This is a genomic window from Acinetobacter sp. Marseille-Q1623, from assembly GCF_902809895.1.
Lineage (GTDB): Bacteria > Pseudomonadota > Gammaproteobacteria > Pseudomonadales > Moraxellaceae > Acinetobacter > Acinetobacter piscicola_A.
Window position 1 is genome coordinate 1,658,841 of sequence record NZ_CADDWG010000001.1, and the last position, 12,478, is coordinate 1,671,318.

The 12,478-nt window shown below is 38.6% G+C and carries 15 protein-coding genes; 10 read left to right on the plus strand and 5 right to left on the minus strand.

Features of this window, described 5'->3' with window-relative positions; all coding sequences use genetic code 11:
* Window positions 1-20 precede the first annotated feature (20 nt).
* On the plus strand, window positions 21-1,658 hold the full coding sequence (nadB, locus tag HUV91_RS07880) for an L-aspartate oxidase (RefSeq protein ID WP_174493061.1): 1,638 nt from the start codon (window positions 21-23) through the stop codon (window positions 1,656-1,658).
* Between the two features lie 63 nt (window positions 1,659-1,721).
* On the opposite strand, the gene HUV91_RS07885 is transcribed toward nadB, so the two are convergent.
* A complete protein-coding gene (locus HUV91_RS07885) occupies window positions 1,722-2,138 on the minus strand; it encodes a PaaI family thioesterase (protein WP_174493062.1) in 417 nt (138 codons plus the stop codon).
* A gap of 465 nt (window positions 2,139-2,603) precedes the next feature.
* On the opposite strand from HUV91_RS07885, the gene HUV91_RS16745 reads away from it, so the two are divergent.
* A complete protein-coding gene (locus HUV91_RS16745; protein WP_416377016.1) occupies window positions 2,604-2,765 on the plus strand; it encodes a DUF6210 family protein in 162 nt (53 codons plus the stop codon).
* A 14-nt stretch (window positions 2,766-2,779) separates the two neighbouring features.
* On the opposite strand, the gene tmk is transcribed toward HUV91_RS16745, so the two are convergent.
* The 3 genes from tmk to pabC are packed head-to-tail and all read right to left on the minus strand — an operon-like array spanning window position 2,780 to window position 5,264.
* The gene (gene tmk, locus HUV91_RS07890) at window positions 2,780-3,382 is read right to left on the minus strand and encodes a dTMP kinase (RefSeq protein WP_174493063.1); all 603 of its coding nucleotides are present in this window, start codon (window positions 3,380-3,382) and stop codon (window positions 2,780-2,782) included.
* A gap of 9 nt (window positions 3,383-3,391) precedes the next feature.
* Window positions 3,392-4,447: an endolytic transglycosylase MltG gene (gene mltG, locus HUV91_RS07895; RefSeq protein ID WP_174493064.1), complete on the minus strand. Its 1,056-nt coding sequence runs from the start codon at window positions 4,445-4,447 to the stop codon at window positions 3,392-3,394.
* A complete protein-coding gene (gene pabC / locus HUV91_RS07900) occupies window positions 4,422-5,264 on the minus strand; it encodes an aminodeoxychorismate lyase (RefSeq protein WP_174493065.1) in 843 nt (280 codons plus the stop codon). The genes mltG and pabC overlap by 26 nt, the downstream gene beginning before the upstream one ends.
* Before the next feature lie 162 nt (window positions 5,265-5,426).
* Between pabC and HUV91_RS07905 the strand changes: the two genes are divergently transcribed.
* The 8 genes from HUV91_RS07905 to HUV91_RS07940 all read left to right on the plus strand — a co-directional run bounded on the left by HUV91_RS07905 (window position 5,427) and on the right by HUV91_RS07940 (window position 11,551).
* Entirely contained in the window at window positions 5,427-6,437 is a 1,011-nt protein-coding gene (locus HUV91_RS07905) for a sulfate ABC transporter substrate-binding protein (RefSeq protein WP_130072921.1), read from the plus strand.
* Window positions 6,438-6,460: 23 nt separating this feature from the next.
* A complete protein-coding gene (locus HUV91_RS07910; protein WP_130072922.1) occupies window positions 6,461-7,063 on the plus strand; it encodes an RBBP9/YdeN family alpha/beta hydrolase in 603 nt (200 codons plus the stop codon).
* Between the two features lie 81 nt (window positions 7,064-7,144).
* Window positions 7,145-7,978, plus strand: a complete 834-nt coding sequence (gene cysT, locus HUV91_RS07915; RefSeq protein ID WP_130072923.1) for a sulfate ABC transporter permease subunit CysT — start codon at window positions 7,145-7,147, stop codon at window positions 7,976-7,978.
* Window positions 7,975-8,868, plus strand: coding sequence for a sulfate ABC transporter permease subunit CysW (gene cysW / locus HUV91_RS07920; RefSeq protein ID WP_130072924.1), 894 nt, complete (start codon window positions 7,975-7,977; stop codon window positions 8,866-8,868). Before cysT ends, cysW begins: the two co-directional genes overlap by 4 nt.
* Window positions 8,869-8,879: 11 nt before the next feature.
* Window positions 8,880-9,941 (plus strand): sulfate/molybdate ABC transporter ATP-binding protein, encoded by a 1,062-nt coding sequence (locus HUV91_RS07925; protein WP_130072925.1) that lies wholly within the window; start codon window positions 8,880-8,882, stop codon window positions 9,939-9,941.
* Window positions 9,942-9,996: 55 nt separating this feature from the next.
* Complete coding sequence (locus HUV91_RS07930) at window positions 9,997-10,926, plus strand: CysB family HTH-type transcriptional regulator (RefSeq protein WP_174493066.1); 930 nt, start codon at window positions 9,997-9,999, stop codon at window positions 10,924-10,926.
* A gap of 170 nt (window positions 10,927-11,096) precedes the next feature.
* Complete coding sequence (locus HUV91_RS07935; RefSeq protein ID WP_174493067.1) at window positions 11,097-11,249, plus strand: hypothetical protein; 153 nt, start codon at window positions 11,097-11,099, stop codon at window positions 11,247-11,249.
* A gap of 32 nt (window positions 11,250-11,281) precedes the next feature.
* Window positions 11,282-11,551 carry a hypothetical protein gene (locus HUV91_RS07940; protein WP_174493068.1) on the plus strand — a complete coding sequence of 90 codons (270 nt, stop codon included), beginning with the start codon at window positions 11,282-11,284 and terminating at the stop codon, window positions 11,549-11,551.
* Window positions 11,552-11,617: 66 nt separating this feature from the next.
* On the opposite strand, the gene carO is transcribed toward HUV91_RS07940, so the two are convergent.
* Window positions 11,618-12,361 carry an ornithine uptake porin CarO gene (gene carO / locus HUV91_RS07945; RefSeq protein WP_174493069.1) on the minus strand — a complete coding sequence of 248 codons (744 nt, stop codon included), beginning with the start codon at window positions 12,359-12,361 and terminating at the stop codon, window positions 11,618-11,620.
* Window positions 12,362-12,478 lie beyond the last annotated feature (117 nt).

Below are 12,478 nucleotides of genomic sequence, written 5' to 3' on the forward strand. Positions count from 1 at the left end.
AACTCTTTTCAAATTAGCTGATGGACATGTCTAATTTAAAAACCACGCACCAATTTGATGTGATTATTGTAGGTAGTGGCGGTGCAGGTTTAAGCCTCGCTCTGTCTTTGCCAACACATTTTAAAATTGCCGTTTTAGCCAAATCTAGTCTTACTGATGCCAGCACCTATTTTGCGCAAGGTGGTGTGGCTGCTGTACTGGATGAAACGGATTCCATTGAACAACATATAGATGACACCATGATTGCAGGCGCGCATTTATGCGAAATCGATGCAGTCAAACATACAGTAGAAGGTGGTCGACCATCCGTTGACTTTTTACTTGAACATGGCGTGAAGTTTACTTTAAATGAAGATGAACAACTACATCTGACCCGTGAAGGTGGACATTCTCAACGCCGTATTATTCATGCAGCCGATGCAACAGGCAAAGCTATTTCTACCACCTTGGTTGAACGTGCTCAAGAAAAAGAAAATATTACGATTTTTGAAAATTATATTGCGATTGACCTCATTACCACACACAAATTAGGTCATAAAGCATTAGTAAATAAAGCTTTAGGCTTATATGCACTCGATGAGCGTAATGAAACAGTACATACTTTTCTAGCACCATTCACTGCCCTTGCTTGCGGTGGTGCAATGAAAGCCTACTTATATACGTCCAATCCTGACATAGCAACAGGTGATGGTATTGCCATGGCGTACCGAGCAGGTTGCCGTGTTGCAAATATGGAGTTTAATCAATTCCATCCGACTTGTTTATATCACCCACAAGCGCGCTCGTTTTTAATCACCGAAGCCATGCGGGGCGAAGGTGCTTATCTGCGTTTACCAGATGGTGAACGCTTTATGCTGCGTTTTGATGAACGTGCAGAACTTGCACCTCGTGATATCGTAGCACGTGCCATTGACTATGAAATCAAACGCTTAGGTATTCGTCATGTCTGGCTTGATATTAGCCATAAACCTGCAAATTTCATTAAAGAACATTTCCCAACTTTATATGCACGTTTAATGGAACTTGGTATCGACATCACCAAAGAGATGATTCCTGTTGTCCCTGCTGCGCACTATACTTGTGGTGGTGTTGTGGTCGATGAAAATAGTGAAACCGACATTGCGGGTTTATATGCCATTGGTGAAACTTCCTATACTGGCTTGCATGGTGCAAACCGTATGGCAAGTAACTCTCTACTCGAATGTTTTGTCTATGGCATGAGTGCTGCAAAAGATATTGAGAAAAAATTTGATCAAACATTCGAAGTGCCGCATGTACCCGAATGGGATGCGACACAGGCCGTTAATCCTGATGAAGAAGTGGTGATTTTACAAAATTGGGATGAATTACGTCAGACCATGTGGAACTATGTCGGCATCGTACGAACAACCAAACGTCTCGAACGTGCTTTACATCGTATTGAAATGCTTAAACAAGAAATTACTGAATATTATCAAGATTATCATGTCAGCAAGAATTTAATTGAGCTGCGTAATTTAGTTTTGGTCTCGGAAATGATCGTACGTTGTGCGATGGAACGTAAAGAATCTCGTGGTTTACATTACACTCTTGATTATCCTGAACTATCCGATGAACTCCGTAAAACCGTACTGACCCCCCCAAACTTTAAAGTGGAAACACCTCTGGTTAATACTTAATCAATATATTAAAAAAAGAGATTCCAATGAATCTCTTTTTTTAACTAAACAGCTCAGATGGTTTTATCTTTTCGGTGGAATGGAATACGTTCCCGTGACATGCGCAACAGGCTCATCCTGATCAATTGAGTAAATCCAGACTTCACCAACAATCAATGCCTGTCCCACTTTCATAAGCTTACATACCCCACGCAAATCTACGCCGCCAGAGGGTTTACGTAAAAAATTAATATTTAAATTGGTCGTTACTGTCAAACCGACAATCCCAATTTTACCTAAAATCGCGACATATAAAGCAAAATCAGCCAAAGTCATCATGGTTGGTCCTGAAATCGTTCCCCCTGGGCGAATATCTGTGCCACTCACATGCCAAATCAAACTTGCCCCACATTCGGTCACTTCCTCAATTTCACATTTTTCTAAACTTGGTGGAAAATGGACGGTTAAAAAATCAATAATTTCCTTTTTAGTGCTTTTCATTTTTCATTTATTCCTTACATTATTTCTTTATGACACTGTATTTTCAATATAAAGCTTTTTCTGCAAAGACTTGAGAACGCTTGGGTTCACATTTTCAATCAAAAAGAAGTTTTTTGCCAATGCTTTCATTTTGTTCTATTTTAAAAGTCACTCAAACCATAAATTTTCATCAAACACGATGCAAAAGCCTTACATTTTTATAGATGCCGATAGTACACAAAGCGCATGGTTATACTTCATTGTTGAAAAAGCAACAAATTATTTTATGCAAGTCAATGCGCAGGTTTAGAGAATCAAATATACAGCACTGAAGGCTATTTCATTCCGTTGATTGGACTGACATTTGATACAGATGTTTTATTGGATAAATATTCACACCAATTAAGACAGATATTTCATCAAGGACAATCTTGTCGCAGTGCAAGCAAACTCAATACACAACAATTAGATTAACTGCGAAGCTGCATTGAAAATATCACCATTTGGTTCACGAGCAATGAGCAAGAAGAAGATCAACGTCAGGATGTATGTTTAGACATGAGCCGACTGGAAGAAATCACAGAAGCTTGGGTTCCTGTTATTTCCCCTTATGGCAAAGCAATTTTAATCTGGAAAAATTGTGACTAAAGTGATGATTAAACTCATTCAACCAAATAGCTTAAAGCCTCAGCAAACACCTGTTCAGGACTTTGTGTTGCATCTAAACGCTTCATACGCTCAGGCTCACGTGTATGAATTTCTGCAAATCCTGCACGGACTGATGCAAAAAAAGCGACTTTTTCTTGTTCGAAACGGTCTAAAGCACCGCGTTCTCGCGCACGTGTCATGCCCAATTCAATCGGTGCATCCAACCAAAAAGTAAGATCAGGCATTCGACTGACAAAGTTTTCATTTAGAAGTTGTAGTTTTTCCCGACTCAGCCCACGCCCTGCACATTGATAGGCAAAACTGCTGTCCGTAAAACGATCACATAATACAATTTTATCCTCTGCCAAGGCAGGTAAAATCACACGATCCAAATGCTGCGCCCGTGCGGCATACATCAACAATAATTCACTATCATGACTCATTTTTTCCTCATGATTGACTGACAGTAATAACCCGCGAATTTGCTCAGCCAACGGTGTTCCACCCGGCTCACGGGTCAGTACAACATCTTTACCTTGCGCCTGAAAATGCTCAAATAATTTTCGAATCAGTGTGGTTTTACCTACGCCTTCTGTGCCTTCAAAACTAATAAACATGACTACTCCTTAATTTTTAGCACGCATCACAGTAAGGTATTCCTGAACTGCACGATTATGATCTGCCAGATTACTTGAAAATTTATGTCCACCATTGCCTGTTGCAACAAAGTAAATATTGTTTGAGTTGTCAGGATGCATGGCTGCCTCAATGGCTTTTTTACTTGGCAAAGCAATCGGAGTTGGTGGCAAGCCATTGATGGTATAGGTGTTATAAGGCGTTGGTGTACGTAAATCTTGCTTAGTAATATTGCCTTTATAGTTGTCACCCATACCATAAATCACGGTTGGGTCAGTTTGCAGACGCATTCCTAATTTTAAACGACGTACAAATACTCCTGATACTTGCTCTAACTCGCTGTCTACACTGGTTTCACGTTCAATGATTGACGCCATAATCAAGGCTTCATATTTATTTTGATAAGGTAAACCTTGGTCACGTTTTTCCCAGGCCTCGTCTAAAATTTTCATTTGTCGCTGATATAAATCGGTCAGAATCTTTTGATCACTTGCGCCTTTATCAAAGAAATATGTATCAGGTGCGAACAAACCTTCTGCATGCTCAAAAGGAATATTTAAGGCTTTGAGCATCTCGGCGGTAGGTAGATTTGCGACCTCCGTTTTCACATATTGATCTTTTTTCAAGGTTTTGAGTAATTGCTGCGTTGTTGTCCCTTCAATGACTAAAATTCGGTTCATTTGTGCATTATCAGCATCTGAGACCATGACTAAAACATCACGCACACTCATGCCTTGAGTGACTTCATAGACACCCGCTTTCATGGTTTCCTGAATAAAGGCTTTGCGATATAACTTTAAAACAATTGGAAAGCTGACTTTGTCATCTTTAGCTAATTGATCAATAAAACCAGTATAAGTTTCACCATTATTAATCACTAATTTTTGTTTTACACCCGTGATAGGATAAGTTTTAAATAAACTCATTTTCAACACGACTGCGCCTAGAACTAAAAGTCCAATCAGTACAAGCGCAATACCTTTATAAAATTTATTGTGTGCTTTATTAGGCGCTTTTTTATTACTTTTTGCAGGAGTATTCGACATGAGATTTAAACTGTTGTAATTGCAAAGTTTCAAATAATTCAACACAAGGTTGAACCACTAAAGTTCGATTATCCAAAGACTGTACGATTTTCATCGGACTCAATGCGTTGCAAAAAAACAGACTTTGGATATGTGAAATTTCATCTAGCCCAACTGAACGTTGTTCACATGAAATATTTTGGCGTTGCATACGTTGCAAAATCTCAGCACGCATCACACCATGCACACCATTATAACGGAGTTCAGGCGTAATCCATGTATTGTTTATTTGAATAAAACAATTACTGCTCACTCCTTCAACAATTCGATCTTGTAGATCAATCACCAAAGCTTCAAGCCATCCTTTTTCATGTGCTTCTTTTTTTAACATGACTTGTTCAAGTCGATTCAGGCTTTTTAACCCCACAAGTTCAGGCATTGTTAAACCTATTTTTTGGCTTAATACACCACTTTGAATCAATTCAGGCTGAAAGTTTTGGATGTTTTGTGGATAGTACAATACATATAAATCTGCGAGATGATCAGGCATCAGGTAGCCGCGTTGTCCTTCTCCACGACTGATCACAATTTTTAAAGTGCCATTTAATACATCAAATTTTTGTTCAAGTTGTTTGAACATTTTATCTAAAAGTGAAAAATCGACTGGCAAAAATAACCGTTCAGCAGATTGTTGCAGACGTTGACGATGTAAATCTTCTAGTTCGATGACATTGTCATAAATACGAGCTGTGGTAAAACAACCATCACCATACTGAAATGCACGATCAAAAATTGATACAGAATCAACAATTTGACCATTTTTATAACAGATTACCATCTCTATTTTCCTAAAATTACAGCCAATAAATGTACATTGAAAAACCAATCTTATGCTTTTTTATTCATATAAAATTCGTTTTTTATTATTTTTTATGGATAAAGACTGGCGTTATGCTGCACGCATATTAACGAAATTATGAATCATTTGGGGCATTCACACATGCAATTTTCAAAATTAAAATTAGGTATTGCTGCAGTACTCATTTCAGCAACTTCTTTTACTGCAACCGCAAAAGACTTTCTTAATGTCTCTTATGACCCAACCCGAGAGTTATATGACAACTTCAACAAGCAATTTGCAGGTTATTGGAAGTCAAAAACAGGACAAGAGATTAATTTTAAACAATCACATGGTGGTTCTGGTAAACAAGCACGTGCAGTGATTGATGGTTTAAGCGCAGATGTGGTGACCTTGGCACTGGCTGCAGATATTGACGCTATTGCAGACAAAACCAACTTATTACCTAAAGATTGGCAAAAGAAGTTTCCGCAGAACTCAACACCATATACTTCAACCATTGTATTTTTAGTGCGTAAAGGTAACCCGAAAGGCATTAAAGATTGGGGCGACTTAATCAAACCTGGTGTTGACATTATTACGCCAAATCCAAAAACTTCTGGTGGTGCACGTTGGAACTATCTTGCAGCATGGGCATGGGCTAAACATAAGTACGGTTCAGATGCAAAAGCACAAGACTTTGTTCGCCAAATTTATAAACAAACCAAAGTCTTGGACTCAGGTGCACGTGGCTCTACCACAACATTTGCAGAACGTGGCATTGGTGATGTGTTGTTGGCTTGGGAAAATGAAGCATTTTTAGCACAACGTGAACAACCTGGTAAATTTGAAATTATTACTCCATCTCTTTCAATTTTAGCTGAACCGCCTGTGGCGATTGTTGAAAAAAATGCGGAAAAAAATGGCAGTTTAAATCTTGCGAAAGCTTATCTGAATTATTTGTATTCACCTGCAGGACAAGAAATTGCGGCGAAAAACTTTTATCGCCCTCGCAATGCAGCAACATTGAAAAAATATGCCACAACCTTTAAACCACTTAAACTTGTGACCATTGATAAAGAGTTTGGCGGTTGGACAAAAGTACAAAAACAACATTTTGAAAATAATGGTGTTTTCGATCAAATCGTTAAAGCCAATAATACAGCTAAATAATAGATTTCAGTAGGAGCATCGACATGATTCATACCGTAATTGTTCCAGGTGTAGGTGGCAGTGATTATGATCATTGGCAGTCTTGGTTACAGCGCCAGCTCATGTCTTGTTCACGTGTACAACAAAATTGGGATCATCCTGTTTTAGCAGAATGGATCGAAAATTTTGTCCATACACTCAACAAAGTCGATGCACCTATGCAAATAATTGCACATAGTTTTGGTTGTTTAACGAGTGTGGCTGCTTTAGCACAACACCCTGAATTAAAATCAAAAGTTAAAAAATTGGTTTTAGTTGCACCCGCCAACCCTGCTCGCTTTGGTGAAGCAGGTTTTGCAAGGGATAGTATTGGAAATTATGCTGAATATTTTCAAAAACTACGCATTGATGTGCCTGTAGACATGATTATTTCTGAAAATGATCCTTGGTTAAATTTTGAAGATGCGCAAGCCTTAGCAAAAGCATGGAAAATTAAACCACATAATGTAGGACAAGCAGGTCATATTAATGTTGCATCAGGCTTTAACACTTTTCCTGAAATTTTTGATTATTTAATTGCAGCACCTGCCAATGCTTATATCAATAATTTTGATGATAGCAAGTTGTTTTTTAAATTTGCTATTTGATTATTGCCTCTTAAGCTTGGCAAAAGTTTTAGTTTATTGGCTTGTTGACTTCAACAAGCTTTCTCTCTTTGAGGAGTAGTCATGTCGCAGCGATCCCGAGTGCTGCCAGGATTTGGTCTTTCACTAGGCTTCACCCTAGCGTATTTGTCTTTAATTGTACTGATACCATTATCTGCTGTATTCATAAAATCATTAGGTGTGGGTTGGGATGGACTTTGGGAAATTCTCAGTTCAGAACGTATTATCAAAGCCTTACAACTCAGTTTTAGTACTGCGATTATCGCAGCCTTAATCAATGTGGTTTTTGGTTTGTTACTCGCTTGGTGTTTAGTCCGCTATACTTTCCCTGGTAAACGCATTGTCGATGCTTTAGTTGATTTACCTTTTGCTTTGCCTACCGCAGTTGCAGGGATCGCCTTAACCTCTTTATATGCACCTACAGGTTGGATTGGGCAATATTTAGAGCCATTAGGCATCAAAGTTGCGTATACCCCTATAGGTATCACCTTAGCATTAATTTTTATTGGTATTCCTTTTGTTGTCCGTACCGTACAACCTGTACTAAGTGATTTTGAAACAGAACTCGAAGAAGCTGCATCAGCATTGGGTGCGAATCGTTTTCAAATCATTACCAAAGTGATTTTACCTGTACTCTTTCCTGCACTTTTAACAGGATTTGCTTTGGCATTTGCTCGTGGCGTAGGTGAATACGGCTCTGTGATTTTCATTGCAGGTAACCAGCCGTTTGAAACAGAAATTGCGCCACTCATGATTATTTCTCGTTTAGAAGAATATGATTATGCAGGTGCAACGACGATTGCTGTGGTGATGTTGGTCATCTCATTTTTTATCTTGTTCTTAATTAACCTGATTCAAGCATGGGCAAGTCGCCGCACAGGGAGAACTGCACGATGAGCTTAACAACAAATAGTAATGCTTTGGCTGAAAAACTTCAGTCACGAGATGCAACACGTGAGCCGAAATGGGTTCGTTATACTCTTTTGACGATTGCTTTGATCTTCTTTTTAAGCTGTCTAATTTTGCCATTAATTTTGGTCTTTGTTGAAGCATTTAAACAAGGTTTAGCGGTCTATTTTGAGGCTTTAATTAACCCTGATACATTATCAGCGGTTAAATTAACCTTGTTAACTGCTGCAATTGCAGTGCCTCTTAACGTGATTTTTGGTGTTGCTGCCGCATGGTGTGTTGCGAAGTTTAATTTCCGTGGTAAAGCCATTTTAACCACCATCATTGATACACCTTTTTCAGTTTCACCTGTGATTGCGGGTTTAATGTTGGTCTTGATCTTTGGTTCGCAAGGTTGGTTAGGCGGCTGGCTCATGGACAATGATATTAAAATTTTATATGCAACGCCTGCCATTGTTTTAGCCACAGTGTTTATTACTGTTCCCTTTGTTGCACGTGAGCTCATTCCACTGATGGAAGCGCAAGGTACAGAGGAAGAAGAAGCTGCAATCGTATTAGGTGCATCAGGCTGGCAGACTTTTTGGAAAGTCACCTTACCTAATATCAAATGGGGGCTAATCTACGGTGTTATTCTATGTAACGCACGTGCAATGGGTGAGTTTGGTGCAGTTTCTGTGGTTTCTGGACATATCCGTGGTGAAACCAATACCTTGCCTTTACATGTAGAAATTTTGTACAACGAATATACCTTTAGTGCCGCATTCGCAGTGTCATCGCTCTTGGCTTTATTGGCAATTATTACCCTGATTTTAAAAACATGGGTTGAGTTCCGCCAAGAAAAACTAAACCAAAGCAAAGATGATTCAACAGTTTCTTAAGGAATGACCTCATGAGTATTCAAGTTAAAAATATTGAAAAACACTTCGGTGCATTCCATGCACTAAAAGATATCACGTTAGATTTCCCGGATGGTCAACTGGTTGCCCTACTCGGTCCATCAGGTTGTGGAAAAACAACATTATTGCGCATCATTGCAGGTTTAGAGTCAGCAGACCGTGGGCAGATCATGCTTGAAGGTCAAGATGCTACCAATGTTCATGTTCGTGAGCGTCAAGTCGGTTTTGTATTCCAGCACTATGCCTTATTCCGTCACATGACAGTCTATGACAATGTGGCTTTTGGTTTACGTGTTCGCCCACGTGCAACTCGTCCAAGCGAAGCGGAAATTAAAAAACGTGTAACACGATTACTCGATTTAGTTCAACTTGGATTTTTAGCAGATCGTTACCCTGCACAGCTTTCAGGTGGTCAACGTCAACGTATTGCATTGGCACGTGCTTTAGCCGTTGAGCCACGTGTATTATTACTGGACGAACCTTTTGGTGCATTAGATGCCAAAGTACGTAAAGAGTTACGCCGTTGGCTACGTACTTTACATGATGAGTTACACATTACCTCTATTTTTGTTACCCATGACCAAGAAGAAGCTTTAGAAGTTGCCGATCAAATCGTGGTGATGAACAAAGGGGATATTGAGCAAATTGGTTCACCTCGTGAAGTTTACGAAAAACCTGCAACACCATTTGTCTTTGACTTTTTAGGTCAAGCAAACCGATTTGAAGGTGAAAATCGTCAAGGCACACTTTATTTAGGTGATGATCATCTTCAACTTGATGCGGCAAAAAATACGGCTGATGGCAAAGTGATTGCATTTGCACGCCCTGATGAACTCACTATTCATACTCAACCCACTGAAAATGCCATTCAAGCAACTTTCTTACGTGAAGTTTGGATCGCAGGTAAAGTCATGGCGGAGTTACATGATCGTCAAGGAAATTTAATTGAAATTTCCTTAAATTCAGAAGAGGCAAAATTACATAAATTTAGACCAAACCAAACCGTTTGGCTTAGCCCTTCGACATTACACTTATTTGAAAATCAAGTTGCGTAATACGCTCTACGGATGAGTGTAATCCACTCATCCAAACCCCGAGGTAATGAATAAAATGAACTTTCAACAATTACGAATTATCCGAGAGACAGTTCGACAAAATTATAATTTAACCGAAGCTTCTGCGGCATTGTATACATCACAATCAGGTGTCAGTAAACATATCAAAGATTTAGAAGATGAACTTGGTGTACAACTTTTTGTACGTAAAGGCAAGCGTTTACTTGGTTTAACTGAGCCTGGACAAGCGTTATTGAGCATTGTTGAACGTATGTTAATCGATGCTGATAATATCAAACGTCTTGCAGATGATTTTAACAAAGTCGATGAAGGCACATTAACTATCGCAACAACACATACGCAAGCACGTTATGTATTGCCACCTATTGTCAATTTATTTAAAAAAGCCTTTCCAAAAGTCCATCTGATTTTGCAACAAGCGAGTCCTGTTGAGATTTCTGAAATGTTACTACTTGGTTTAGCTGACATTGGTATCGCAACCGAGTCACTTACCACTGAAGACAACTTGGGAAGTGTGCCATTTTATGAATGGAAACATAGCATTATTACGCCACAAGATCATCCATTGACCAAACTCGATCCTAAAGACATCACTTTAGAGAAATTAGCTGAATATCCAATTATTACCTATCACGGCGGTTTTACAGGACGTTCAAAAATTGACAAAGCCTTTCATGATGCTGAATTAGATGTCGATATTGTCATGTCAGCACTTGATGCCGATGTCATTAAAACTTATGTTGAACTTGGCATGGGCGTTGGTATTGTCAATGATGTGGCTTATGACTTAGAACGTGACCACCGTCTTAAACAAATTGATACTGATATTTTTGGTGTTAACACCACTTGGATCGCAGTGCGTAAAGGACATCTCCTACGTGGCTACGGCTATGAGTTCATATCATTATGCTCACCTGAAGCAGATATCAAAGCCCTGAAAAAAATCGCTTATCCTGAGGACTAAATCTCCTGCATTGATCAATACAACTCAAAGAGAGTGATCATCACTCTCTTTATTATTTTAATAATCATATAATTATTAATACTGATGATTGTACATTTTACAAAAGCCTCATAAAATTCTTGAATAAAAATAAAGCAATATAACTTTTTATACTTGGTTGGGGTCACAGCATGAATACTAATGAAACGCTCGCAGGACAGAAGATACAATTTATAACGAATAGTGGCACAAATATTCAACCCCCACACTCAGTCAATGTGGATTTCAAAACTGCTGTCAGAAGCAAGCATTTAATCTATGGTTCTTATGGTCTAGTCAGTTAGGATTGGCTCATCGAGTCCATGATCAATGGATCATGCTCACAGATGTATCTTGGGATTCTGGTACAGGCAATCCTGCTAAGACACTCAATCCTTCCGATGGTTTTTATGCTTTAGGTCTCGGTGCAATATATCAACTACAACCCAATCGTTTTATTACAGCGGGTTTAAAATATTTTAAATTACAAAAAGCTCAAACCGTACAAAACGATATTTTTATTGCAGGTAATCAAAGTGCAAACTTAAATGCAATAGATGATAATTATGCAATCGCTTATGGTATAAAAATTGGTTATTCATTTTAAACAATAAATGATATGCATAAAAAAACGAGCCGAAGCTCGTCTTTTCGATCATGATAAAATCAAGTCTTACCAGTTGTAGCTGATCCCCACTTTACCCACTGGCATCCACTCATATTTGTCATCGTTTGCAATTTTATTAGATTCATTTGCAAGTTCTTGATCTAAATCATGACCTACAGTTGAGCTAGCTGAACCAGATACTGCTTGAAGGTTTACGTTTGGATTACCTGTATAATACGCACCTACTTCACCAAAAACGCCGATGTTTTTAGTAATTTTAGGCGCAAAACCAAAACCAACATAAGGTGCTATATCATTATCATATGATAAACTACCTTTAATTTGTGTACCATTAGGACCTGCTTGGAAGTCTTTATGATTCACAGTAAAATTACGACCCGCATTTACATTACGGTTTAGGTCATAATCATTATCAACATAGCCTACACCTGCTGCAACATATAGACCTTGTGCCCATACATTTTGGCTTGCACCCCAAGGACGAATTTCAGCATTTAAATATGCAAGGCTGTTATCCATATCCATATCATATGTTGAGCCATTTACTTTAACATCATCCGACCAAGAAATGTCACCACCATTATAACCTAGAGCCAAACCAACATATGGGTTCGCTGTCCAAAGTAAAGCACCACCGTAACCTGTTGTACCTACTTCAGCACGTACACCTGTTGGGATTAATTGGTTTTTATCAAATGCATAACCACTATGTACCACTTGGTCATCAGCCATTGCAAAACACGATGCAGATAATGCTGTCGCTACTGCTAATACTTTTAACATTTTCATAGATGTCTCCTCAAAAAGCATTTCTTCTTTAATCATTCATATATTTTTGACGTGAGCCCATCATATTCAAAAACTTTATGTTAAAAAATATACATATTGATGAAGTTTTGTTAATTT